This window comes from Streptomyces mashuensis (assembly GCF_014654785.1).
GTDB classification, from domain to species: domain Bacteria; phylum Actinomycetota; class Actinomycetes; order Streptomycetales; family Streptomycetaceae; genus Streptomyces; species Streptomyces mashuensis.
In genome coordinates this window covers 658,359-683,009 of the sequence record NZ_BNBD01000001.1, presented here as the reverse complement: position 1 = coordinate 683,009, position 24,651 = coordinate 658,359, and the positions used below count along the sequence as shown (strand labels likewise).

Annotated in this window: 25 protein-coding genes and 1 pseudogene; 17 read left to right on the top strand and 9 right to left on the bottom strand. The window is 69.4% G+C overall.

Features of this window, described 5'->3' with window-relative positions:
• Window positions 1–9: 9 nt before the first annotated feature.
• The 9 genes from IE305_RS02705 to IE305_RS02665 form a co-directional block, all read right to left on the bottom strand.
• Window positions 10–417 carry a hypothetical protein gene (locus IE305_RS02705; RefSeq protein WP_190127706.1) on the bottom strand — a complete coding sequence of 136 codons (408 nt, stop codon included), beginning with the start codon at window positions 415–417 and terminating at the stop codon, window positions 10–12.
• 10 nt (window positions 418–427) lie between these two features.
• Window positions 428–850, bottom strand: coding sequence for a hypothetical protein (locus IE305_RS02700; protein WP_190127705.1), 423 nt, complete (start codon window positions 848–850; stop codon window positions 428–430).
• A 38-nt stretch (window positions 851–888) separates the two neighbouring features.
• The gene (locus IE305_RS02695; protein ID WP_190127704.1) at window positions 889–1,368 is read right to left on the bottom strand and encodes a hypothetical protein; all 480 of its coding nucleotides are present in this window, start codon (window positions 1,366–1,368) and stop codon (window positions 889–891) included.
• A gap of 139 nt (window positions 1,369–1,507) precedes the next feature.
• Window positions 1,508–2,302, bottom strand: a complete 795-nt coding sequence (locus IE305_RS02690; RefSeq protein WP_190127703.1) for a hypothetical protein — start codon at window positions 2,300–2,302, stop codon at window positions 1,508–1,510.
• Between the two features lie 39 nt (window positions 2,303–2,341).
• Entirely contained in the window at window positions 2,342–3,034 is a 693-nt protein-coding gene (locus tag IE305_RS02685) for a hypothetical protein (protein WP_229890446.1), read from the bottom strand.
• On the bottom strand, window positions 3,031–3,687 hold the full coding sequence (locus IE305_RS02680; RefSeq protein ID WP_190127702.1) for a DUF3631 domain-containing protein: 657 nt from the start codon (window positions 3,685–3,687) through the stop codon (window positions 3,031–3,033). Before IE305_RS02680 ends, IE305_RS02685 begins: the two co-directional genes overlap by 4 nt.
• On the bottom strand, window positions 3,684–4,145 hold the full coding sequence (locus IE305_RS02675; protein WP_190127701.1) for a hypothetical protein: 462 nt from the start codon (window positions 4,143–4,145) through the stop codon (window positions 3,684–3,686). The genes IE305_RS02680 and IE305_RS02675 overlap by 4 nt, the downstream gene beginning before the upstream one ends.
• Before the next feature lie 25 nt (window positions 4,146–4,170).
• Complete coding sequence (locus tag IE305_RS02670) at window positions 4,171–4,791, bottom strand: DUF4913 domain-containing protein (RefSeq protein ID WP_190127700.1); 621 nt, start codon at window positions 4,789–4,791, stop codon at window positions 4,171–4,173.
• A gap of 131 nt (window positions 4,792–4,922) precedes the next feature.
• Window positions 4,923–5,684 carry a DNA-methyltransferase gene (locus IE305_RS02665; RefSeq protein ID WP_190127699.1) on the bottom strand — a complete coding sequence of 254 codons (762 nt, stop codon included), beginning with the start codon at window positions 5,682–5,684 and terminating at the stop codon, window positions 4,923–4,925.
• 513 nt (window positions 5,685–6,197) lie between these two features.
• Between IE305_RS02665 and IE305_RS02660 the strand changes: the two genes are divergently transcribed.
• From IE305_RS02660 to IE305_RS02580, 17 genes and pseudogenes are all read left to right on the top strand, one after another.
• On the top strand, window positions 6,198–7,355 hold the full coding sequence (locus IE305_RS02660; RefSeq protein WP_190128185.1) for a C40 family peptidase: 1,158 nt from the start codon (window positions 6,198–6,200) through the stop codon (window positions 7,353–7,355).
• Window positions 7,356–7,588: 233 nt separating this feature from the next.
• Entirely contained in the window at window positions 7,589–7,903 is a 315-nt protein-coding gene (locus IE305_RS02655) for a DUF6112 family protein (protein ID WP_373311517.1), read from the top strand.
• Window positions 7,903–8,607 carry a hypothetical protein gene (locus tag IE305_RS02650; RefSeq protein WP_229890445.1) on the top strand — a complete coding sequence of 235 codons (705 nt, stop codon included), beginning with the start codon at window positions 7,903–7,905 and terminating at the stop codon, window positions 8,605–8,607. The genes IE305_RS02655 and IE305_RS02650 overlap by 1 nt, the downstream gene beginning before the upstream one ends.
• Window positions 8,608–8,640: 33 nt before the next feature.
• Window positions 8,641–10,107, top strand: coding sequence for an SCO6881 family protein (locus IE305_RS02645; RefSeq protein WP_190127698.1), 1,467 nt, complete (start codon window positions 8,641–8,643; stop codon window positions 10,105–10,107).
• 154 nt (window positions 10,108–10,261) lie between these two features.
• Entirely contained in the window at window positions 10,262–11,731 is a 1,470-nt protein-coding gene (locus IE305_RS02640; RefSeq protein ID WP_190127697.1) for an SCO6880 family protein, read from the top strand.
• A gap of 31 nt (window positions 11,732–11,762) precedes the next feature.
• Window positions 11,763–12,242, top strand: coding sequence for a DUF6238 family protein (locus tag IE305_RS02635; protein WP_190127696.1), 480 nt, complete (start codon window positions 11,763–11,765; stop codon window positions 12,240–12,242).
• A 32-nt stretch (window positions 12,243–12,274) separates the two neighbouring features.
• Window positions 12,275–13,788, top strand: a pseudogene (locus IE305_RS02630) (putative type IV secretion/conjugal transfer ATPase).
• 11 nt (window positions 13,789–13,799) lie between these two features.
• On the top strand, window positions 13,800–14,354 hold the full coding sequence (locus IE305_RS02625; RefSeq protein WP_190127695.1) for a hypothetical protein: 555 nt from the start codon (window positions 13,800–13,802) through the stop codon (window positions 14,352–14,354).
• Between the two features lie 162 nt (window positions 14,355–14,516).
• Window positions 14,517–15,515, top strand: a complete 999-nt coding sequence (locus IE305_RS02620) for a hypothetical protein (protein ID WP_190127694.1) — start codon at window positions 14,517–14,519, stop codon at window positions 15,513–15,515.
• 71 nt (window positions 15,516–15,586) lie between these two features.
• Complete coding sequence (locus IE305_RS02615; RefSeq protein WP_190127693.1) at window positions 15,587–16,039, top strand: hypothetical protein; 453 nt, start codon at window positions 15,587–15,589, stop codon at window positions 16,037–16,039.
• A 158-nt stretch (window positions 16,040–16,197) separates the two neighbouring features.
• Window positions 16,198–16,695 (top strand): hypothetical protein, encoded by a 498-nt coding sequence (locus IE305_RS02610; RefSeq protein ID WP_190127692.1) that lies wholly within the window; start codon window positions 16,198–16,200, stop codon window positions 16,693–16,695.
• A 92-nt stretch (window positions 16,696–16,787) separates the two neighbouring features.
• Window positions 16,788–17,204, top strand: coding sequence for a hypothetical protein (locus tag IE305_RS02605; RefSeq protein ID WP_190127691.1), 417 nt, complete (start codon window positions 16,788–16,790; stop codon window positions 17,202–17,204).
• A 142-nt stretch (window positions 17,205–17,346) separates the two neighbouring features.
• A complete protein-coding gene (locus IE305_RS02600) occupies window positions 17,347–17,721 on the top strand; it encodes a hypothetical protein (protein WP_190127690.1) in 375 nt (124 codons plus the stop codon).
• Between the two features lie 340 nt (window positions 17,722–18,061).
• A complete protein-coding gene (locus IE305_RS02595; protein ID WP_229890444.1) occupies window positions 18,062–19,867 on the top strand; it encodes a type IV secretory system conjugative DNA transfer family protein in 1,806 nt (601 codons plus the stop codon).
• Window positions 19,864–20,988, top strand: a complete 1,125-nt coding sequence (locus IE305_RS02590; RefSeq protein ID WP_190127688.1) for a DnaB-like helicase N-terminal domain-containing protein — start codon at window positions 19,864–19,866, stop codon at window positions 20,986–20,988. The genes IE305_RS02595 and IE305_RS02590 overlap by 4 nt, the downstream gene beginning before the upstream one ends.
• 356 nt (window positions 20,989–21,344) lie before the next feature.
• Window positions 21,345–22,292: a hypothetical protein gene (locus tag IE305_RS02585; protein ID WP_190127687.1), complete on the top strand. Its 948-nt coding sequence runs from the start codon at window positions 21,345–21,347 to the stop codon at window positions 22,290–22,292.
• 403 nt (window positions 22,293–22,695) lie between these two features.
• Window positions 22,696–24,555 carry a hypothetical protein gene (locus tag IE305_RS02580; protein ID WP_190127686.1) on the top strand — a complete coding sequence of 620 codons (1,860 nt, stop codon included), beginning with the start codon at window positions 22,696–22,698 and terminating at the stop codon, window positions 24,553–24,555.
• Window positions 24,556–24,651: the final 96 nt, after the last annotated feature.

Genomic DNA, 24,651 nt, shown 5'->3' with positions numbered 1-24,651 from the left:
GGCTCCAGGTCAGCGGGTGCGTGTGGAGGAGGCCCGCGGGGCGGGATGTGGCGTGCCGGGTGTGGTGGCTGTGGCCACACGGGGGCCGAGCAGGACGGTGGCGGCGGCAACGTGTGCCTTGCGGGTGGCATGGGCCTGGGCGAGGCGTTGTGCGCAGTCGAGGATGTGGCTGGTGTCGAAGCCGCCGAGTGGTCGCCCGGGTTCGACGAAACCGCGCAGGCGGTCGAGGTGAAAATCGACGGCACGCTCGGCGAGTTCGAGGTCGCCGTGGATGGTCAGGAGGGCGGTCAGCGAAGGGGGCGTTTCGGGGTGAGTCCGGGTGTATTCGCGCAGGCGGGGCAGGGGATATCCATAGGCGTCTTCGATGTGCCGCTGGATCTCGGCGGCGTCGTGGTCCACACCAGGGAGAGCTTTCACGGTCAGGGGGTCAGCGCATCCGGCGTACTGCCGGACCGGCCTGAGCGGTCGCTGCCGGCCGCGCCGGCGCGGGGGCGGCGGTGGGGCGGGCAAGGTGGGTGCGGGCGGAAGAGGCGGGCATGACGCGCAGCAGTTGGTCGATGGACTGCCGGTATTGATCTCTGGTCCTGGTGGCAGCCGTCAGCCACTGGAGGTCGACGGCAAGGTCCTCGGCCACGGGCTCCTGGCCCGGGGCGGTAGCGGTGTGGATGCGGTTGAGTACCTCGTCCAGGTGGCTCTCGACTGCGGTGAGGAACGACCGCATTTCCAGCATGCGCTGCAAGGCCGGCGAGGCCGGTGCGATGGCCTGCTGTTGGTTCAGGTCCTGGATGCTGTGGCCGAAGGCAGCCTCGATAGCGGCGTCCCGGCTGGACGGGCGGAGCGCAGTGCTCACGTGAACCTCTTCATCAACTACGGGTCGGCACTTGCATGTCAGCGGCGACGGGCCACCGCACCCGAACGCACGGCTGCAGGTGAACCCGGACTTGCGGCAGGAGCGGGTGGGGTGGTGAGCGGGTAGTGCGGGGAGTGGGCGGCGGCAGCCGCTGCCCTCCTTGCCTGCTCCGATACCGGGCCGGTCGGCGGGGCGGCTGCGTGAGTGTCGACGAGCTGGAGCAAGGCCGTGGCCTGCGCGTCACGGGAAGCCATGGCTTCGGTGACCGCGGAAGCCGCCTCCAGCAGCTCCTGCCCACCGACCTCGGTCAGGTCGCCGTCTTGCGCTCCGTCCAGACGCTCCAGGAGCACGTGGTGCAGCCCCTCGAGCGTCTGCTGCAGTTCGACGAGCCGGGCGTACGCCTCGGCGATCTCCGCGAGGGGCACACCGGGCGCCGGCTGCCGAAGGTCGGTGAGGTCGCTGCCGAAGGACTGCTCGATCCGCTCGCCGAGCAGCACCATCACCTCGTCGTCGTTCATTGCTCCACTCCTGAACCGGATGCGCGGGAAGTTCCAGGGTCCGGATTTCAGCCGGTTTGGGTAACCGGTGATTTCGCGCTATAACCAGGCACCTCATGCCCCAGGCAGTCGGGCCGCCAGAGGGCCGTGGCCTTCTCGGTCAGCGGTGGCGACCGGGCCCTGGAGCGGGCGGCAACGGCGCGGCCGGCGGCCAAGGGGCGGGTGACGGGCAGGAGGTCCTGCGGGTGGCCGCCCGGGCAGCCTGGGTCCGGGGCACCGCGAGCGCGCCGGGAACCATGTGCGGTGCCGGCAACGGCCCGCCGCGCTCCGCCATCCACTCCCGCGCGCCGTCTTCGGTACGGAAGGCGCCTTCGCGCAGGGTGTAGGTGTCACTCGCCGACGCCATCTGTTCCAGGAAGAGGCGGTACGGCTGCCCGGCGCTCGCGGGGTCCTTGTCGTGAACCAGCACGTATGTCTCGTACTCGCCGCAATCACCGGTGTAGTGGTCAAGAACCTCATAGCGGTCGCCGGAGGTCAGCAGCTGCTCCTCCAGCACACTGGTCAGGGTGTCAGTCGGCTTGGGCCCGCCCCACTGAGCCGGGAGGCGAACAGCGTCCGGGACCGCACCGTGAGCGATCAGCCACCGCTGCGCCAGCGGGAGAACGGGGTGGCGCTCGCTCTCAAAACAAAGCGTCTGGCTGCCGAGGTCTCGGCTGACCACTACGGCAATCAGTTGCGCGGTGCCCGGCACGTCCCAGATGGCGGCGCCGTCGTGCAGGACGAGATAGCTGCGGGCGCCGTCGGGGGTGTGGTGGGCGATCAGCGGAGTCAGGTCGTCGTGGTCGGTGACGAGGCCGAGGAAGTGGTCCTCGTCGCTCCCGGTGGCCAGGGTGTAGCCGTCGAGGCGAAAGTCCTGTGCGAAGAGGTCGGGCAGGTGAAGGTCGGGCGTGTTCAACGGCGTTCTTCAGTCGTGGTTTCGGCATGCCGTGGTTCGTCAGCGTCGATGGTGTCGAGTCGTACGCACACCGACGGCTGCTGTCCGTGCGGAACGTGCTGCTGGTGTCGTGCGGCGCGTCAGACAGGCGCGACCGGAGTCGGTCAGGGCGATCGGCTGGCCGGCCTGGAGGGAGTGCGTGGCATCCCGGCTCACCAGGCCCTGGGCTTCGAGTCGCTGGAGCGTCGGCCAGGTGATGCGGCCGCCCGACGAGGTGGTGATGGACATGCGGTGGGTCAGCAGGTGCTCACGCAGTACTGCCCCGCCGGGGGCCAGGGCCACGAGCGCCGCGTAGTCGGACTGGAGAAGGCCGACACTGGAGTACACCTGCTGCTCGCGGTTGCGCTCTTCGATGGGCTGGAGCGCGCGCAGCAGGTCAGCGGCTCGGGCGTCGCGGTGTGCGGCGGCGTCCTGCAGCTGGGCGACGGTGCGGTGAATCCGGGTGAACAGGGCCTGGTCGACGTGGAACTCGCTGCTGGAGATCCGGTGCAGCAGAGTGCGATGGAACGTGACGGCCCGCTCGGCATCCGACAAGGCACGGTGGGCGGCGGCCACCTCCGCCAGTTCGCTGCAGGCGTGCATGCCGGTCGACCACAGAGCTTCGATGGTCCACCCGGTGGCGCTCTCCACCCTGGCGTCGAGGTGCGTCGGCACGGTGGCGGCCGGGGCTCCGGCTGTCCGTCCGGTGCTCACGGGCGGCAACCGGATACGTGGCGGTCCACCGACAGGTCGGGGGTATGGCGGAGCCAGGCGTCGACGAAGTCGGCGTAACGGTAGCCCTTGCGTCGCACGCCGCGGGAGACGGTGACGTTGCCGGGTCGGATACCGAGCGGCTTGAGCTGCTCGGCCAGGTCGCGTGCGGTGAACTCAGGGGTCGTCGTATCCGCGCGTTGGGCCAGCATGCCGGGGTGGCAGGAGTCGAGCAGGGCGGTCGTCGACAGCGCTGTGGGGTCGCCGTGGGCGGAGAATGCACCGCGGCATGCCCGAAGGATCTCGCGGAGGGGTCCTGTGCCGGGCGCTTCACAAGCGCATAGGGTCGGCGATGGATGGACGGCGCGCCCTGCACTCTTCTGGTCGTCGAAGGCGATCGGGTCGACGAGCAGGTCGACGCCGACCAGCACCTGCATCGGCCACTCAATGGCCTCGTCAAGGACGGGATTCTCGCTGACCGCAGTCCCGTCGGTGCTCAGAGCCCGGGCGACGGCTTGGGCCAGGTTCTCGTCGGCGCGGCGGACCCGTTCGATGGCTTCGAAGATGTCCCGTCCGCGGGTGCTCGCGACTCCGCTTCGGGGACAGTGCTGCTCAGGGTTCGGGGCGTCGAGCAGGAGATCGACGAGGAGCGTCATCGGGAGGAGCCTTTCTGGGCATGGGGTGTGGTCCCGGCTGGGGTGCGAGCCGGCGTTGGTGCGCTGGAAGCCGCCTTCGCCCGAAGGGGCACATTGCGGGGAGAGCGGGCGCGGGCGGCTTCGGCGCGCGGGGTGGTGGTGCGGGTTCTGCCGAGCCGGTGGAAGGCGGTGTTGTACGCCTCGAACCCGGCGCGAGGGCGCATGGCGATCAGGAAGATCTCGCGCTTGTGCAGGGAGCCGGCCGGGGCAGGGCGTTCCTGGTAGACGATGCGCCAGTCGACTTTGGCGTCGACGTAAAGCTTGCGGCAGTCGGACAGGTCCTGGCCCCACCGTTCGTCCAGGCGCTGCCCCCGCTGTTCACCGTGGACGAGGTCCTGTAGCGCCAGAAGGGACAGGTCGCGGATGTCGGTCGGTGCTTCGCGCAGGTCGTCCAGGGCGCGGGGGTCGGCGGCGAACATGAACTTGGGGAAACTCACGTCGGCGTCACGCGGCCAGGGTGTGGCCGGCGGTGGGGACCGGGTCGGTGGTGGGCTTCGGGCCGGGCAGCAGGCGGTGCGCCAGGCGGGCCGGGTTGGTGGTGCACGCCGCGAACGGGCCGTTGGGCGCGCGGAGCTGGGCCATGGTGTGGTCGAGGTGGTCCCGGTGCCAAGTGGCCGGACCGGACGGTCCGGCCTCGGGATCGATGTGCTGCTGCCAGGCGAGCCACAGAGCATGCAGGCGGGCGACGGCCTCGGGGTGCTGGTCCCACCATGGGCACCACGGCGCACTGGAGGTGACCTCCCGGCCGTAGACGGGGAGAAGAAGGTCGTCGACCCAGTCGGTGAGCGAGTCGAGTTCGGCTTCGTACGCCTGGCCTTCCATGGCCATGATGAACAGCGGCTCCCCGCCCCCGGAGGGCGCCGGTCCCGCGCCGAAAGCGGTGAAGTCGGGACCGGGCAGCGGTATCGGCGGCGGATCGGCGGCCAGGCTGTCCAAGACGCGGGCCTGTTCCTGGCTCTGGTCGATCAGCTTGCGCACACTGGCGGACAGATCGGCCAAGTCGAGATCGGTGATGCGGACCGGCTCGGGAGCCTCTCCCGCGGCCGGGTCGTGCGAATCAGACACAGGTCCTCTTCAGTGAACGGGACGAGTTCGGTGGCGTTCAACGCCCGGAATGAGCCCGGCAGGGAATTCCGTCACCCGGCGCCGGAATGCGAATGCCGGGCCTGCCGGTATCAGACGGATACATTCCTGCGTTACTCGGCCGGGCCAGCGAGGGTGTAGTCCTGCTGCCGGGAAACCTGGCGCAGTGTCTCGGTGAGCCGCTCGGTGGCGATCTGTGTGTAGTGCTTGGTCTTTTCGACGCCGATGAAGTCGTAGCCCTCCAGCAGGGCGGCGACGCCGGTGGTTCCGGAACCTGCGCAGAAGTCGAGGATGGTGCCACCGGGCGGGCAGATCTTCACGAGCTCCCGCATCACCTCAACGGGCTTCTGGGTGATGTGCTTGCGGTCCTTGCGCGGCTGGGACGCGGAGTACATACCCGGCAGGTAGACGGGGTTACGCTCAGCGTCCACCGCGCCCTTGGACGCCCAGTGGATGAATTCGCAATTCTGCGTGAAGCGGCCCTTCTGAGGGCGGGCCTGGGGCTTGTGCCAGGCCAGCGTGCCCCGCCAGGTCCAGCCGCCGGCCTGCAGCGCGTCCGACATCGAGCCGGCCTGCCGCCAGTCGGTGAACAGCAGCAGTGTGCCCGACGGCCGTGTCACCCGGTGCGCCTCGGTGAGGATCTGCGTCAGCCAGAACGTGAAGGACCTCTGGTCCATGTTCTCGCCCGGGAAATCCGACAGCGCGTGGGCGGCATCGCCGGAGACATACTTCTGACGAGCCGTGCGCGAGGTGCGCTCCTTGGCCGTCCGGCCACCGCTGTTGTACGGCGGATCGGTGATGACGGCATCCACACTGTCATCGGGTAGCGAAGCAAGCACGGACAGGGCGTCGCCCTGGTGCAGGGAAAAAGGCATGAGGAAGCCCCATTCACGGGTGGGGAAAGCGGGGTGGAGGGTGCTGGGCCTAGAGGCTCGCCCTGGGGAATTCAGCGGGCGGTGGCGCAGCGGCTCCAGACTGTAGACGCCGATTCCCGGTTGACCCTGGTCGAACCGGAAAGTCCTCAAACTTCGGTTCCGGGCGCCGAACTTTTTGGGCAACCGGCGGTCCGTCCCTACAGTTCTGGTCATGCCGCACCGGCCCCACCGGGCGGCATCTCCCCTTACCCACCGCCCTCCTTAAGGAGAGTTCTCCTCGCCATGTCTCCGCACACCTGACGTCGTTCGTGCCGGCGCCCTCCGGGAGCTGCAACTCCCCCGCGCCGGTCACCGATGCATTTCCACCAGATCCGTTCCGGGCTCCTTTGGACAAGAACGCAGGCCCGGACCGGCTCCACTCACCCCGAAGGGCCCTTTCATGGCACACCCATGTCCTCATCCGGCCATGCCTCCGCCGCCGGGCGGAGCTGACAGCCGTGTGGGCAGGTGGCGTTGAAGGCCGTCGTCGCGACCATCGGTGTCGCGGTCCTCAGCCCCCTGCTGCTCGCCGGAACCGCCGCGGTCGCCGCAGCCGGCGGCGGCGCGGCCAATGCCGCTCACGGAGACTGCGGCGGCGAGGCCGGATCGGTCGACGTCGAAGCAGTCACCAAACAGGTCAAGGACATCCTCAGCGGGAAGGCCGGCGGCAAGGTCACCGTCGAGGGGCTCGAACTGCCCGCCGAGCAGATACCCAACGCCAAGACGATCGTGGCCACGGGCGTGGCGATGCACATTCCCGAGCGCGGGCAGATCGTCGCCCTGGCCACCGCCATGCAGGAGTCCCGTTTGCGCAACTTGCGCTACGGCGACCTCGATTCGCTGGGGCTCTTCCAGCAGCGGCCATCCGCAGGCTGGGGAACCCCCGCTCAGATCCTTGACCCGGTCTACGCCAGCACCAAGTTCTACAAGGGGCTGCTCGAAGTGCGCGGGTGGGAGTCGGTGACCGTCACCCAGGCCGCGCAGGCCGTCCAGATATCAGCGTTCCCGAACGCATACGCGCAGTGGGAGCCGCTCGCCCGCGCCCTGCAGTCAGCGATCATCAAGACCCTTCCCAACGGTGGCAAGACCGCCTCGGACGCCAGCGAGAACGCGAACAAGGACACGAAAGACAAATCCAAGACTCCGAAGGGCGGTTGCTCCACGGGGGCGGACGGCAGCAACTTCGGCACGATCCCGCCGGGCGCCGTGCCCAAGGGCTACGAGATCCCCAAGGACGCTCCGAAGAAGATTCAGACCGCGATCCGGTGGGCTCTCGGACAGCTCGACACCCCGTACCAGTGGGGCGGCACCTGCGAGAACAGCCACGGACCGGACCCCATGGGCCGGTGCGATTGCAGTTCGCTGATGCAGATGGCCTACCACGCCGCCGGCGTGAACATCTCCCGCACCACGTACACGCAGGTCAACGAAGGCAAGGCCGTCTCCGTCGGCAGTCTCAAGCCCGGCGACCTGCTCTTCACCCGCGGCACCCCGAGCGTGCCCGAACACGTCGGGATGTACATCGGAAGCGGCCTGATCATCAATGCACCGAAGACCGGTGACGTTGTCCGCATCACCACGCTCGCGAACTGGAAGCCCCAGATTCTTGCGGCCCGCCGCATCCTCACCTGACCGGCCGGCTGACCCGCTGCAACGCCCCGTCGGGCCGCGCGAACCGCTGCACGGCGCGCCGATGAAGCGAATCACAGCAAACCCGTTCTGAGAGCCGCCTTCTCCCCGGCCTCCACAGCCGCTCGCCCCTCCCTCGAGCGCCCTCTCGCGGCCCATTCTCCGAGGCGCTCGCCTCGCCTCTCCCCCTTCTTTCTTCGCTTTCCGCACGCCGTCTCGGCGTGCCGCAAGGAGCTCTGCCTGTGCCCACGCTCGACCATGTCCGCTACCTCGCCTACAACCCGGGCATCAGTCCGAAGGAGGGCGGTCTTCCGGGGCTGTCCGTCCTGAAGGACGTCATCTCCTCGATCAACCTCTTCGCGATCATCGCGATCGTCGGCGCCCTGGCCGTCAGCCTCGCCGTGTGGGCCTGGGGTCACTACACCGGCGGTCACCAGGCCGAGGCCAACGGAAAGAAGGGCGCGGTCGTGAGTGCCGGCTGTGCGCTCGGCCTCGGCGCCGCCAACGGCATCGTCAGCTTCTTCAGCACCCTGGGGACGCAGGTCCACTAATGCCGAAGAAACGTCACAGCAAGCCACGGTTCCAGCCCCGCACCGCCGCACTGATGTCCCGTACGGCCTCGTGGTCGACGAACCGGCGCCTGGCCGCCGGCATCGCGGCTCTGACCATCCTCGCCGGCGCCGCGGGACTGACCGCCTACCTCACCGCCGGCCCCGACGACCCCACCAAGGCCCCGGCACCAGCTGCCACGAGCAGCCCGTCCCCCGCACCTCCGGCGGGAAGCGGGAGCAGCGGCTCCGTCGGCTCGCCGCCTTCCACCCATGACCCGGTGGAGTTCGCCAAGGCCGCCGCCGGCACCCTGTGGTCCTACGACACCCGCCAGATCAACCAGAAGCAGCATCTCGCCGGGCTGAAGGCGTGGATGTCACCGGAGACGAAGTACACCGACTGGGAGTCGGTGGCCTCGCAGGTCCCGGACCCGACCCTGTGGTCGCGGATGCACGACAACGGCCAGTACGCCACCGCGAAGGTCTCGGAAGGCCACATGCCGCAGGCGTTCACCAAGGCGCTCGGCGACAACCCCGGCGCCATCACGGAGGCGTACGTCTACGTGGTCACCGTCAGCGGCAAGCAGTCCATCTCCTGGCGCGGCGGCGGAGCCGGCGCCGAAGGCCGTGCTGTCACGCTGGCCGTCCAGTGCCGCCCCGATCACAACTGTGCCCTGTCCGGGGTCTCTCCCCGCGTCGCGCCCTGATTCCCACACCCAACAGGAAGGAGGTACAAACCCGTGGGAATCTGCAATCTGCCCCTGGTGGACAACGTCTGCAAGGCTGTCGACGCCATCGACTTCGTCGCAGACCCTGGCAAATCCATCACCGAGGGCCTGGGCGCGTGGATCGCCAAGAGTGTCGGCGAACTCGCGGCTTCGGCCGCCGATCTGGCCGCCAAAGCCGTTGATACCACCACCAAGGTCGATCTCAACGCAGGCTGGTTCAGAGAGAATTACGAACTCGTTCTGCCTATCGCCCTACTGGTGATCGTCGGCACGTTCTGCCTCCAGCTCATACGGGCCGCGTGGAAACGCGACGGTCAAGCCCTGGCCCAGGCATTCAGCGGCACCCTCGTCGGCGTGATGTTCGCCTTCGGCGCCATCGCGTTCACCACCGTCGCCCTCACCGTCGTCGATGCCCTGTCCGACGGGCTGTTCAAAGCCGGGCACTCCTCGATCGCGGACTCCGTCCGCCGCATGATCAAGGTGAGTCAGTACGGCGGTATGTACGAACTCGGCTGGCTCGTCCCGACGTTCGTGGCGATCGGCGCCGCCGTCGGAGCGTTCCTCTACTGGTGCGTGATGATGGTCCGCAAGGTCGGCATCCTCGTCCTCGTCACCTTGGCCTGCTTCGCGGGTGCAGGCGGCGGCTGGGAGGTCGCCAAGCGGTGGCGCCGGGGCTGGATCGAAGCCACCGCCACCCTCGTCGTCTCCAAACTGCTGATGACCATCGTCTTCTTGCTGGGCGTCTCCGCCATGGGCAAGACGGACGCCAAGGACGGGCTCGCCGCGGTCTCCGACGCGATGGCCGGCATCGTCGTCATGGTGATGGTGCTGCTCTGCCCGTACATCACGTACCGGTTCGTGCACTGGGCCGCTGACGGCCACGGCGAGGACCTCCACCGCTCCGGCGGCGCCGGAATGGCGGCTGCCTCCCGTACCGCCCAGGGCGTCGGGCGCAAGGCCGTGGCCATGTCGGCCGGGGGTGGCGGTGGTGCGGCACTGGCTTCGGCGGCGCCGCAGGGTCCGCCCCAGGTCCCCGGTCAGCTGCTCGCCACGGCAGCTCCCTCCTCCGGCACCGACTCCCATTCGGAATCGGACAGCGGTTCCTCTTCCCCTGACGGAAAGTCCGGGAAGCCCGGTTCCGGGTCCGGATCTCCGGGAGGCCAGGGTGACGGCGGCACGGGTGATGAGCCGACGCCGGCTGCTCCCCTTCCGTTCACCACGGCGAACGGCGGATCCACCCCGCAGTCCAGCCGAGCGGCCGGCACAGGAGGCGGTGTATCTCCGCAGCAGTCCGGCCTGATGGCTGCGGGCACCCACCCTGGCGCGAGCCTGGCCTCCGGCTCCGGTCTGATCGGGCAGGGACCGGCCGCTCCGGCCCCGACCCCACAGGGCCCGGCGGTCTCCGCCCCCAGGCCGCAGCCCGCCGCCCGGTCAAGCGACGCGGCCACCCCGCCGTCACCTCCCGCGACCGGCAACTGATCCGTCCCTCCCTCATCCCCGGGGCACCCGCCCGCCTGCTGCTTCGGCTTCGGCGGCGGGTGCCCCCGGGTCCCACCCGGCCGCAGCGGCCACGAGCGCGCCGCGCTCCTACCTCGCCACAGCCCGTGTACGTCCAGAACGGCCTTCGTCTGTCATGTCTGATCACTCCGCCGCCGTGCCGGTGATGGTGAAGTTCCCGCACCGAAGCCGCCGCGGCATTCTGCTCGGGCTTTCCCTGCCCCAGCTCGTCCTGACCGCCGCCACCCTCGCGGTGCTGATGCTCACCGTCGTCAGCACCGGCCTCGCCGGCGCCTTCGCCCTCACCCCTCTGTGGGCTGCCGTCACCGCGCTCGTCTTCATCCGCCGAGGCGGCCGCTCGCTCATCGACTGGGCTCCGGTCATCGCCCGCTACTTCATCCGCCGCGCCCGAGGACAGCACATGTGGTTCTCCCGTCCCACCACCCGCCCCCATGCCGAGGGCCTGCTCCACCTGCCGGGCACCGACGCCTCGCTGCGGGTCTTCACCTCTCCCGACCGGCAGCTCGCCGCCATCCACGACCCCGGCGCGGGCACCATGACCGCCGTCACCCGCATCTCCAGTCGGGCCTTCGCCCTCCTCGACCCTGCCACCCAGAACGCGAACGTCGCGGGCTGGGGCCGCACCCTCGCCAGCCTGGCCCGCACCGGCCACATCAAGACCATCCAGATCCTCGAACGCACCGTCCCCGACTCCGGCGACGCCCTCACCCGGCACTGGAACGAGCACGGCCACCCCCAGGCACCCGTCGCCGGCACCGTCTACGCCGAACTCGTCGCCGCCGCCGGCCCCGCCGCAGCACCGCACGAGGCATACCTGGCCGTCTCCCTGGACATGAAGGCCGCCCGACGGCTCATCTCCCAGGCCGGCGGCGGACTGGCCGGCGGGTTCACCGTGCTCCAGCAGACCACCGCCACTCTCACCCAGGCCGCCCGCAACGCCGGTCTCACCGTCACCGGCTGGCTCGATGCCCGGGAGATCGCCGCGGTCATCCGCACCGCCTACGACCCCAAGGCGCTCTCCGCCCTCCAGCAGTGGTCGCACACCGGCCGCGCCGAAGCCGATCCGGCAGCCGCCGGGCCCGTCGTCCAGGTCGAGGAGTCCGACCGGATCATCACCGACAGCGCACACCACGCCACCTACTGGGTCGAGAACTGGCCCCGTACCGAAGTCGGCGCGGGCTTCCTCCACACCGTGCTGTTCTCCGCCGGTGTCCGGCGATCCTTCTCCCTCATCTATGTGCCGCAACAGCTGGAGGCCGCGCTCAAGGACGTCCAGCGGCGCAAGGCCACGATCATCGCCGATGCCGCCGAGCGGCAGCGTCGAGGCCAGGTCGACTCCGAAGAGGACAACGTCGAGTACGCGGACGTCAAGCAGCGCGAGCGCCAGCTGATCGCCGGTCACGCGGACGTCGCCCTCACCGGCCTGCTCACCGTTTCCGCCGACACCGATGACGAACTCGACGCCGCCTGCGCCCAGATCGAGACCGCCGCCGTCTCCGCCCAGGTCGACCTGCGTCGCCTGGACTACCAGCAGCCCGACGCCTTCGCCACCGCCGCCCTGCCGCTCGCCCGCGCCGCCCTGTAACACCGCAAGCCGCAGGAAGGACCACCCTCTCGTGACAACCCCGACTCCTCTCACCCACGGCGAACCGCTCGCCTACCTCACCGCAGCCACCACAGGCATCCGCCACCACACCCGCACCACCACATCCCCCGACAGCGACCCTCGGGCCACCCGGAGCGAGATGGACGCCCTCCATGCCCACCTCACCGCACTCCACACCCTGCTCAGCCGGCTCACCGAACAGACAAGGGCCGCACGTCCAGCTCAGAGCAGTCACTTGGCCGCGGCACGTACCCGTTTGTGGCAGGCCAGCGAACACCTCCACGACGCTTTCCACCAGGTATCCCGCTCCCCCGCTCCGGATCCGGACGTGGTCGAGGAGGGCATCTGCCGCCAGGACATCGACACCGGGCCGCCGTTCGTGACGATCTGCCTGCGTCACGTGCGCACCAGCGCCCTCGTCCGACAGCAGACCACCCCCGCCGACCTGCACTCCCCCCTCCACGGTCACGCCCGTCACCGCACCAGCTGAACCGTTACTGCTGAAAGCCGAGCACTTCCCCGATGACTCACCGGCCCGCCCGCACGACACGCCGTGCCAGCGCCTCCCCGCTCTTCACACCCCACCGCCGTGACCGGGACCAGCGCCGCGCCGACCGCCGCCGCCTCCACGACGCCCGCGAACAGGCCCGCAAGGCCGCCCCGCGCCCTCCCGCCGTCGCAACCGGGCCGACGATCAGGGGCCCATGCCGCTCTACCCGGCAAGCGGCCGGCCGGGCCCGGCCTCCGCGCGCGGCGGGAAGCTGTCCCTGCCCGCCCACCGCATGACCACCGCCACCGTCGCCGGCGCCTACCCCTTCCTCGCCGAAGGCGGCCTCGGCGCCGAAGGCACCTACATCGGCCGCGACGTCCACGCCGAGGCGTCGTTCACCTTCGACCCGTTCGCCCTGTACGGCAAGCTCGACGGCTTCACCAACCCCAACGTCCTGCTCGCCGGGGTCATCGGCATGGGCAAGTCGGCGCTGGCCAAGAGCTTCGCGCTGCGCAGCGTGGCCTTCGGCTACCGGATCTACGTGCCCTGTGATCCCAAGGGCGAGTGGACGGCAGTCGCCTCGGCGCTCGGCGGTACGACCATCGCGCTCGGTCCGGGTCTCCCGGGAAAGCTGAATCCGCTGGATGCCCCGCCGCAGCCGGACGGCGTCTCCTCCGAAGACTGGTCCAGTGAGGTCCGTAAGCGTCGGCTGATGCTGCTCGGTTCCCTGGCCCGTACCGTGCTCGGACGGGACCTGCTGCCGATGGAGCACACCGCCCTCGACGTGGCTCTCGACTGCGTGGTCACCCACGCCGCCCGGACCGGCCGGACTCCGCTGCTCGGCGACATCGCCGCCACCCTCAACAACTCCGGGCTGCTCGACATCGCCGGCGGAGAACTCTCCGGCCGCCTCGGCGACGCCGCCCGCGACCTCGCCCACGCCATGCGCCGCCTCGTCCACGGCGACCTCGCCGGCATGTTCGACGCCCCCTCCACCGTCGTCTTCGACCCGCGCAGCCCGATGCTCACCATCGATCTCTCCCGCCTGGGAGGCTCCGGCGACGACACCGGCCTCGTTCTCGCCATGACATGCGCCAGCGCCTGGATGGAGTCCGCGCTCGCCGACCCCAACGGCGGCAGGCGATGGGTCGTCTACGACGAGGCATGGCGGCTGATGCGGCACGCGGGCCTGCTCGAGCGCATGCAGTCCCAGTGGAAGCTGAGCCGCGGCTTGGGCATCGCCAACCTCATGGTCATCCACCGCCTGTCCGACCTGCTCACCGCAGGCGACGCCGGATCGCGCGGACGCGCACTCGCCGAAGGTCTGCTCGCCGACTGCTCCACCCGCATCGTCTACCGGCAGGAAGCCGACCAGGTCCTCGCCGCCGCCGGACTGCTGGGACTGACCTCGGTGGAGTCCGAGGCCATCGCCCACCTCAATCGCGGACGCGGCCTGTGGAAGGTCGCCGGGCGCTCCTTCATCGTCCAGCACCTCCTCCACGCCCAGGAACTGGCGCTCTTCGACACCGACGCCCGCATGCACTGATGGGGGCCCATGTGTCGATCTACGTACGCCACACCGACGACCTGCGCAGCGTGGCACGGGAGATCCGCGATCTGACCGCCGGCCTGGAAGCCCCCGAGCACAGCACCGAGGAGATGGTGGCCTACACCGTCGGAGCCCGGCTGAAGGCAGCCAGCCGCATGGCCGAGGAGATGTCCGACGCCCTGCTCTACCGGCTCACCGGTCCCCGCTCCACCGCCCGGGCGGAGCTACGCAGCCACAGCGCGCTCGCTGCCGCCGCAGCGGGAACGGCACAGGTTATGGGCTCTCTGGCCGAGGCCCTCCGGCAAGTCGCCTTCCTCAACGAACACGCCAACCTGCCGACCTTCCCGGATCTCGCCGACGCCCGGGATGCCGCCTGGAACGTCATCCGCGATCACGTGGATGAGGCCCGCGCTGCCCTTCACGACACCGCCGACCAACTGGAGACGGACGCCCGACACCTCGTCCAGCCGCCACCGCGCTCCGCCGCCGCGATGCCGCTGGCCCAGCGCCCGCCCGTGGCAGCGCCCCTCGCCACGAGTGTCCAGCGCCGACCGACCCTGTGACCCCGCCGCCTGAACCGGAAAGAGTCTCCCCTGTCTCATCGAGCCGATCTGGCCGCCTTCGCCACCGCACTCGCCGAGCGCCTGCCCGGCGCTTGGACCAGCCACCACCACCCGCACGCCGCCTACCCCGACCAGTTCCCGATCACTGAGGAACTGTGGGACATGGGCCACGCCCAGTGGGCCGTCTCCGAGTTCGTCCTGGCCCACGACGCCGTCCTCAACGGCCCGGACGGCATGCGCCTGTACGTCATCGACCGGCCCCTGAAGCAGCGCGAGTTCATCGTCGCCGCCCTGACCCCGACTGGAGTGCAAGACCATCTCTTCCGAGGCGTGCAGGAGCCGAACGGCGTCACCGTGAGCACCGACCCCGTCCGCGCCGCCACCACCGTCACCCGCCGTCTGCTGCCCCGCTACGAGGAAGCCCTCGCCCACGTCCGGCGCAAAGCCGCTGCAGAGCGGGCTTCCGCGACACGGCCTACGGCGCGGGTGTCCTTCGCCTGGCAGGCTGACGGCACGCTGACCGCCACCACGGACCATCCCGGCGCTGCCGAGCACCTCGAGCGCACCGGCTTCCACCGAGATCCACGTGCGGCCGGTACCTTCACCCTGCCGGCCACGCTCACCATGGCCGAACGTGACGAGCGACTGCGAACCGCGGCCCTGCAACTCGGAGCTCTCGGCACCGACGTCTCCATTGGCCACGCCCCCTCTTCTCAGGAACAGCCAGCTGCGGCCACCCGTGCCGTGTCCTCCCTGACCGAGCTGGCCCACCACGCCACCGCTGCCACAGATCTGCAAGAGGTAGCCGCGGTTCTCGACGAGATGCTCCACCCGGCAACCGGAGCACTTCCGGCCCTGGAGGGCGTCCTCCGTCTCGCCGCCGCCCGGGCCGCCGATACCGGCCCGCCCGCCCTGCGCAGTGAGTTCACCGCATCCTTCAACCGCATCACGGACCGCCTCAAGAATCTCACCCGTGACGTCGCCGAACTGCGGCTCGGAATAGGCGAGATCGCCACACTCACGCACGCCCACGGCGAGCGCATCTGGACCGACCTCCTCAACAGCCAGCACCAGGCCACCCGCACAGTCTCCACCGCCGCCACGGCTTCGCACCCCGTCGTCGCGAACTCCTCTGCCCAGAGCGGCCCGCGCGGGCGCTGAATCCGGCACCCCCTGAAGCCCGCCACCACCGGTGAGCCGATCACGCCATTCCCAGCACGGAGCACAGCCCTGTGGATACCCCTGAACCGCACGTCATCGTCGGTCGCCACCCCGAACTGGGCTACGTCGCGTTGAACCCGCAGGAGTTGTTCGTCGCCGATCACGTGCTCAAGCTCCTTGGCTTCCAGCCGGTCCCCGACAGCAAGCTCTACGCCCTGGCCAATCCCGAGAACGACGGCGAGCGCCGCGCCCAGCAAGCGATCGCCTCCCTGCGCGCCGCCCGCTATCAGGTCGCCGCCGACATCAGCCTCGATCCCACGCAGCCCCAGCAAACACCCGTGCGGCGGCATACCGACGAACACCGGCAGACCATGGTGCGAGGCACCGCGCCGCGGGCGACTCCGACCGCCCAGGCCGCAGTCACAAAGTCCGCCGCGTGGCAGAGCCGCACCGACCTCAAGCCCATCCCGCCCCGACCGAAACACCCTCCGCTGTGGGCGCCCCGCAGCCAGATGCGGCGTTGAGAACCTCCGGCGTCGGCCGATCGGGGTGCCTTCGCGCGCTTCCACCCGGGCATCCGCCCGGGCCCGCGTCGCGCCCCCCGACGCCCTTGGGCAAACCGTGCCCAGTTCGCCGCCACTGATCATTCCACGCTCGAACTACCCGCGAACAGGAGAACTTCATGGCTGTCCGTACGCACTGGGCCATCGATCACACATGCGGCCACCAGGTCGAACGCGACCTGTCCGACCGCGCCGCCGACCGCCGAGCCGGCTTCGCCCGCTGGCTCGGGGATCGTGAGTGCTCCGACTGCTGGAAGGCCGCCCGTGAGAGCAGCCCCGTGGACAAGCAGCAGTGGCTCGCCACCCGTCGCGCCGAAGAGCACGCGGCTGCGACGGAGTGGGAACAGCGCTACCACATGCCCCCGCTGGAGGGCCCGGAGAAGGCTCTGGCGTGGGCGATCCGGTGCCGGCATCAGCTGGTGGCAGATGCGTATACCGCACTGGTTGTCGAGGGCGATTGGGACGAGGCGGACTGGTCGGAGCTCGAGGAACAGGTGCGCACCGTCACGCGTGCGGGGTGGTGGATCGACCAGCGGGATGCCGAGGGCGGGGACCTGCCGGAGCTGCTCGCGGCGGCCACCGACGCCGACCGGCCGACCGAGAACCCCTTCGTGTAACGCCTTTTCCCTCAGCGCCATTTCACCGTTCACGAACACGGCGTCCGCGCCCGATGCCCCCCCCTTTCCGCTTCCCTGTCGAGGTCCTGCTCATGCTTGATTCCGCTCCGCTTCCCGTCCATGCGACGGACACCGTCACGCCCGCTCGTGAGGTCGCGCACGACCACTTCGCCTCGGGTGACCGTGTCGTGGTCGTCCGAGGCAGCCTGGACGGCGACCTGCACGGCGACGATCTGACCATCGTCGCCCCGTCCTGGCACACCCCCACCGGGCAGGACGGCTGGCGCACCCGCAATCCCCACGGCGGCACCCGCACGTTCTCCACCGCGCATCCCCGATACCTCATCCACGTCGAGCGGCACTGCCCGGAGTGCTTCGCCTTCTTCCGCGCCCTGGCCGCCGAGCTGCTGCCCCAGCTGCCGCCGCAGGGCTGCACCGAAGGCGACTGGTACACCTTCACCGGCCTCGATCAGCTCGTCCACCGCGACGACTACGAGATAGCGGCGTGATCCCCCACACCCGGTCTGACAGGTCCCCGCAGCACGTGCACTACGTGCCAGCGAATCCGAGTGGGACCGCCCCTCAGCGGCGGACCCGCTGAACTTCCCGACACCGTCCGTAACCACCCGCCCTCCAGGAAGGAAGCTCACATTGAGCCTGGCCGACGAATACGGCACAGATGTCGAGATATACCGACGCGACGGCACCGTCTACGCCGACACCCGAACCGGCGCCCCCGAACAACTCCTCACCCACCTCGACGACCTCGGCTTTATCCGTAAGGCGTCATCGATCTACACCTGGCACGAACTGCCCGAAGGGCTGAGCCACGCCGAAACTCACCGGCGGTCCCTGCGAGCCGTGCTGTTGCTTACCGCGGCCGGCTACGACGCGAACATCTCCCACAACCTGTACGACAAGGCCACCCACAGTGCGGTCGTAGCACAGCTGAAATCCCGTACGGCCCAGGGGGCTCAAGTGCCCCCGCGCGCGGCATCGAGTCCCAGCTCCCGCAGAAGCCGCTGAGCACCCGGAAGTAGCCCTCCACTCCTTCCATGCCTCTCGGCCCCTTCCCGATCACCGGACTGACCGCTCGTCTGACCCGCCGCCTCTTCCTCCGGACACGCCGTCTGCTCCATCGGTGCATCAGCCGCCACGCCCACCAGCCGAGCTGCACCCCCGGCGGGAGCCGCTGGCCCTGCCCACCCGGTACGCGCGGCGGTCCCGCTGCGGCACCGCCACCCTCACATCGTGCGCACGCCGACGGTTCCTTCGCCGCATGCGGCTGCGCCCGCCACTCAGGCCCTCCGGCAGCTCGCCAGCCCAGCCCGGCCTTGTACGCCCGCACCACAGAAACGTTCCTCATTTGCCTCCTCGCACCACCCCATCCACATCCGCCTCACCGGCTACGGACGTCCTGTTTCGCATCCTGATCGGCGGCATAGCCGTAGCCATACCCTTCGCCACAGCCGCGTGGCTCGGAGGGAACGCCGTCACCTTCCTCACCGACACCGGCCCCCGGGCACCGTTCCAGCCCGCCGACGCGCTCCTGCACCCCCACGAGCTCTGGCCGAACACCGGCCACACCGCCCTGACCATCGGCACCCTCGTCTTCCCCATCACCCTGCTCCTGGCCACCGCCGCCCTCGCCGCGCGCCTGTACCTGCGCCACAAGTCCGGTTCCAAGGGCCGCAAGGCCGTCAAGGGCATGGCTACCCGGCGCGACATCGAACCGCTGCTCGCGAAGCAGATCACCGCCAAGGCCCAGTCCCTGCGGCCGAGCCTGGCCGAGAACGACCCGAAGAGGATCGACCCGAAGCAGACCGGCATCCTGCTCGGCGACCTCGCCGGGACCCGGTGCGAAGTCCGCATGGGGTACGAGGACGTAGCGGTCGCCATCATGGCCCCGCGTTCCGGCAAGACCACCTGCCTGGCCATCCCAGCAGTGCTCAATGCCCCCGGCGCCGTGCTGCTGACCTCCAACAAGGCCGCGGGCGACGCCTACACCGCGACCCTGGAGGCACGGGGGAAGGTGGGGCTGACGTGGTCGATGGACCCGCAGCAAATCGCCCACGCCCCGCGCGAGATGTGGTGGAACCCGCTCGCGGACGCCACCACCCTTGAAGGCGCCAACCGCCTGGCCGGTCATTTCGTCGCCGCGTCCGTCGACGCCTCCAACGCCGGCGACTTCTGGTCCAAGGCCGCCCAGAACGTGCTCGCCCAGCTCTTCCTCGCCGCCGCCGTCGACAAGCGCCCCATCACCGACGTCATGCAGTGGCTGGCCTTCCCTGCCGACCGCACCCCGCTCGACCTACTGCGCGACCACCGCTTCGACGCCGTCGCCGCACAGCTCAAGGGCACCGTCGAAGGCCCGCCCGAGACCCGGGACGGCATCTACGAGACCGCCCGCCAGTACGCCGCATGCCTGCTCTCGGCCGACATCGCCGCCTGGATCACCCCGCAGGCCGACGTCCCCGAGTTCAAGCCCACCCGGTTCGTCCAGACACGCGACACCCTGTACCTGCTGTCGAAGGACGGAGGCGGCGGCGCGAGCGCGCTGATCGCCGCGTGCGCGGACTCCGTGATGCGCACCGCCACCGCCCACGCCGAACGCGCCGGCGGACGCCTCGACCCGCCGATGCTCGCGATCCTGGACGAAGCCGCCAACGTCTGCAAGATCAGCGATCTCCCGGATCTCTACTCGCACTTGGGATCGCGCGGGATCATCCCGATCACCATTCTCCAGTCCTACCGCCAGGGCCAGAAGGTATGGGGCGACACGGGCATGGACGCGATGTGGTCCGCGGCCACCATCAAGGTCATCGGCTCCGGCATCGACGACCCCGACTTCGCAGACAAGCTCTCCCGGATGATCGGCGACCACGACGTCGAGACCGTCTCCACCTCGACCTCCGACTCCGGCACCTCCAAGTCCGTCTCCATGCGGCAGGAACGCATCATGCCGGCCGACCGCATCCGCGCCCTCGCCAAGGGCACCGCCATCTGCCTCGCCACCGGAATGCGCGCCGCCATGCTCACCCTGCGCCCCTGGTACAAGGAGCCCGGTGCGGACGAGGTGTCCGCGGCCTCGGCCCGCGCTTCCAAGACCATCACGGCACGCGCCATCGCCAAGGCAGCTCCGGCCCAGGACGACTTCGGGCAGGCCGCGTGAGCGCTTCGATCGAGGGCCTGCCTGGCAAGAACGTGCTTGTTCTGGCCGAGCAGGCTCTCCTCGGCGCCCTGCTCCTGCGGCCACACGCTCTCTCGACGGTCGCGCCATGGCTGGAGGCCGGGCACTTCTACCTCCCACAGCACACCGCCCTGTACGCGGCGATGCTCGACCTCACCGAACGCGGGCACGCGGCCACGGCCGAGACCCGGCCGACCAGCGAGCAGGGGCTGTCCTGGGTGACCGAGGCCACCACCCACGCAGCCCAACAGGCCCCCGGCCTCACGCCCTCCTACGTCCACACGCTGATCAGCATCTGTCCCGAGCCTGCCCACGCCCCGGCATACGGGCGCATGGTGTTCGCCGGCCACGCCCGCCGGACGGTCGCCGAGCACGCCGCCCGTCTCGCCCAGACCGCCCGCCACATCCGCGACGGCGAACCGCACGTGGAAGCGGTCTGCGCACGGGCCGACACTCTGACCAGCGCCCTGGACACGCTCGCCCACCACTGGCGCCCCCACCCTGCCACGCTCGCTCGTACCACTCCCGATGTCCCAGAGGTTCGACGACGAGATCAGCAACGGCATGACGACGAGCAGGCTTTCCTTTCCGCAGCCACCACCCGGGCTTCGGCCCTGAAGGAGGTCCGGGCCTTCCTCCATGCAGAGGACTTCGGTGACCCCCTGCACGCAGAGCTCTTCCGCTCCCTCGCCGCCCTGCACCATCGCGGCGAGGCGATCGACCCCCTTACTCTCGTCTGGGAAGCCCAGCACCGCGGCCTCCTCACGCACACCACACCTCAGGACATCCTGGCCATCTGCCAGCTCTCCGGGGGTGACCCGGTCTATTGGGCCACGCGGGTCCTGCGTCACTCCCTGCTGGACACAGCCTCCGCCACCGGCGACCGCATCGGCCGCCTCGCCGCCGACTCCACCCTCACTCCCCACCAACTGATCGCCGCCTCCCAACGCGCCCTCAGTGACCTCACCACCACCCGGATGCGCTGGCTCCGCGCCCAATACGGCCCACCCACTGCACCCCAACGCCCCCGCGACCGCCCTCCACCAAGAGCCACCAGCAGGTGCGTTCCCATTGGACAAAGCCGAGTTGTCCGGACGCGGTAGCCACGGTCCCCTGTGATCGCGCGCCGGGGAAGAAGATATGGATCGCACACGACCCCGTCGAGGAGGCGGGTGATCCACAAAGCCACCGATGTGCTGCTCGGGCTCCTGCCACCAGCCATGCCATGGACGGTTGAGGTGCAGTTCCAGGATGCCCGAGCCCCGAACAAGAGGCCTCCGGCCCGCTGAATCACGCCCCGATGCGGGCTGCCGGGCAAACCGGTTTTGCACCTGCGGCCCGACTCGGTTCGTTGTGGTCGCCGTCCCGACGAAGAGAGAACCTTTCAGTGAGCAGTAAATCTGCATGTGTTCGCCAGTTCACCGGATTTGCGTCACGATAACGCTGCACGATCCTCTTCATGGCGAAGAAGATCGACCCGGTGGTCGCCGCCGAGCGCATGCGCGCGCGAGGCTGGAGACCCTGCGCCGAGTACCCCGGCGCGCTCAGGCCCTGGCCCGGCACCTGCGGAGTTTGCGGTGAGCCCGGTGCTCCGAAGTACGCCAACGTGGTCACCTCGGGCCAGGGGCCCTGCCGGCCATGCAGTGGCGCGCAGAAACGCACCGAAGAAGGCGCGCGAACAATCATGGCTCAGCGAGGCCTCGATCCGATCGGTCCGTACCCAGGCACCAACACGCCTTGGCCGTCGGTGTGCAGCGTCTGCGGCGGGACCACCGCCCCCACTCTGACCAGCATCCGCAAGGCGCTGAAGCAGGGACAGGGGGCAGGATGCGATCTGTGCCGCCGCAACGGGGCGATCTGCCCGGAAGACGCGGAGGACATACTGCGCACCGCCGGAGCGGAGCCGTTGGAACCGTTCCCTGGTGTCAAGAAGCCTTGGCGGAGCCGCTGCCTCAACGACCGGTGCCGCAGGGAGGTCAGCCCGGCATTCGACAGCCTTAAGAACGCCCATACCGGCGCTTGCAAGTACTGTGGCGGGTACGGCATTCGGGCCGAGGATGACGCTCTGGTCTACCTGATAGTGCACCTGTTCCTGAACGCTGCCAAGATCGGAATCGCCAAAGTCGGCAGCGACCGCATCGAAGAGCACATAAGCATCGGATGGCAGACGGTGGCCACAATCGAGATGCTGGGCCACCAGGCCCGGGCGGTCGAAACCACGGTGCTCGACCTGTGGCGGAAGGAACTCCTTCTCCCGTACGGCGCGACGGCGGCCGATATGCCTTTCGCCGGGTACACCGAGACCGTCAGCTTGGCGGACCGCTCGATTGATGAGGTCAAGGACGACTTGGCGCAGGCGGTGGAAGGCGAACTCGGTGGGGCGATGAGGACGCCACGTAGTGATTGAGCGCCGTCGACGGGGCGAGCTCAGCTCATCCGCTGGTCAGGCAGTCTCACGAGTGGATACCGGTTGGCGAGCAGGCCCCAGTGTGCACTCCTGCGGGATCGCTGATGTGCCAGCAGGGCCCAGCGGCCCAACATGTGATCACTTGGCCGTGCAGAACGACGACGACCCGAGCTCGTACCGCCAATTGAGGGATCAGCGCGCAACGTAGCTGGAACCTGTCGGGTGGATTAGGTAGATTCCTCCCGCCTGGCCTCGGACGCGGCCAGTTCTGGATGCCCGACCCGACCGATAGGCATTGGCAGAGAACCTACGTCGCATCATCCTTCACCGTTTCTGCGTGCTGTTGCTGTGCTGACATGCGCCTTCGCTGCCCGGGTCGGGGGCGGCTTGGAAGGAGCCCGCCATGTACAGCCTCGACCAGATCAGCAATGCCGCCGCCCAGCTCACCGGTGAGTCTTTGGAAGGCGCTCGCCTTCGCCTCGGCGCCCTTCAACGCTTCGACCGGTTGATCCCTGCCGCTTCAGCGGACCAGGCGCTACTGGAGTCCGTGCTCGCCTCCGCGCTGGGCGCGGTGGACGGGCGGACCCGGCCGTTCGGGGTACGGGAGGCCAAGCCCGTGGACAAGGGCCTGGTGCTGCGCGTGGAGCGCGCCAAGGACGTGCAGGCGTTGTTCGAACTGCTGCCGTACCGCCCTAAAAGGGGGCCGTGGAGCGGGGTGCGCGGACTGTTTGTACAGACGGACGGTACTCGGCTGCGGTTCGGGTTCCGCACCTGGCTGTACGAGCGGTCGTGGCGCTCGGCTGAACCGTCGGTATGGGTGGCCGGACCGTATGAAGAAGACCTGCCTGCGCTGCTGAACGCTCACGAAGAGCAGGTCCGTGCAGCCGGGCACAGCGTGCAGTGGGATCCGCAGTGTCCCGAACCCGGACCCAAGCGGCAGGAACCGGTCACACGCAGTCTGGTGCGCCGTCTCAGCGCCTCCTACGCGATGGGCAGTGCGCTGCTGCGGCGGCCGCGTCTGTGGGACAGCCTGTCCGGTTACGCCGGAATTCGGGTAGACACCCGGTTGACCGACTATGGACTCGACTGGATCGTAGAACGCCAGGTGACCGGCTGGCAGTTCGATGACACTCGTCTCATCGAGGTGCTCAGCGACCACATCGTGGGCTGCGGCCTGCGTGTCCTGGACCATGCCTGCGGGACCGAGGAGTGCACGGTGCGGCTGGCGCCGCAGCCTGGTGTGTGGGGCTGGCGGGGCGTGCTGACCGTGCACAGTCGCCACGCCCCGTCCGCACCGCACATTCAGGTGCCCGGCCCACGGCCGCTGACGGCGATCGGCGATTGCCTCAGTGTCAGCCGGCCCCAGACCAACACGAGCAACCCGGACCACCGCACCCAAGACCGCGACGGCGCCGTCATCCAGCTCACCGGCGCACCACGCCCCGACGGAGTGCGCCGGGATGATCTCTCCTGGGTGGCCGAGCAGATCGCGGCTGTCTGGACGGCCCGCGGCTTGGCCGCCGCAGTCATCTTGACCCGGAACCGGGATCACGAGTTCAGCTTCGGCGACCCGGGCCAGCCGGCATGGGCCACAGCCCCGGTCCCGGAGGCAGCCGAAGGGTGGCGACGGCTGCGCATCGCCCCGCCGCCCGGAGAGCTCTGGGCACTGGAGGTTTCGCGTGGCGATGATGCGGTCGCCGCCGCGTTGGCGCATGCCCGACGCGCCTACGACCGCGTCATCCTGATCGGCAGGAACGACGACTGGCCCTACGAAGAACACCCCTTCGACCGACTCGCCGATGCACGCATCCTCGTGCACCGGGCAACCCCTTACGAGCGACACATCCCACTCCCCACCACAACTGGGCAGGATGTCAGGGCCATCACTCTGACACCAGCCGAATCAGCCGTGCAGTGGCGCCAGCAGGAACTGGGCCGCTGGACCCCACGACACCCCCTGACCGGGATGCTGCTCCTCATCTCTTCCGACGGGAGCGTACCGCCCGACGACTTCGACCTGGCCGTCGAGGAGCAACTCGCCCGCTACGGGACCCCCATCCTGGGACGCTTCCCCACTGATCGTGGAATCATCCGCGGTCCCGGCTACAGCCCACACCCGCCCACCGTCCTGGACCCACAGACCGAACACCCCACTCACGCCCAGATGGCCGTCGCAGCAGACGCTCTCGCCCGACACCTGTGGCCTGATGTTCCTCCTGCCACCGAGCTGACCAAGACCCCGGATACGCGTACATCGAGTTGACGTCCCCACACGGCAGCGGGGCCGGCAGCAGTGCCAAGCCCCCGCTGAGTCGAGGGCGATCCATACTCCAGGGCCGCCGGTGAGCCGTACCGGCTG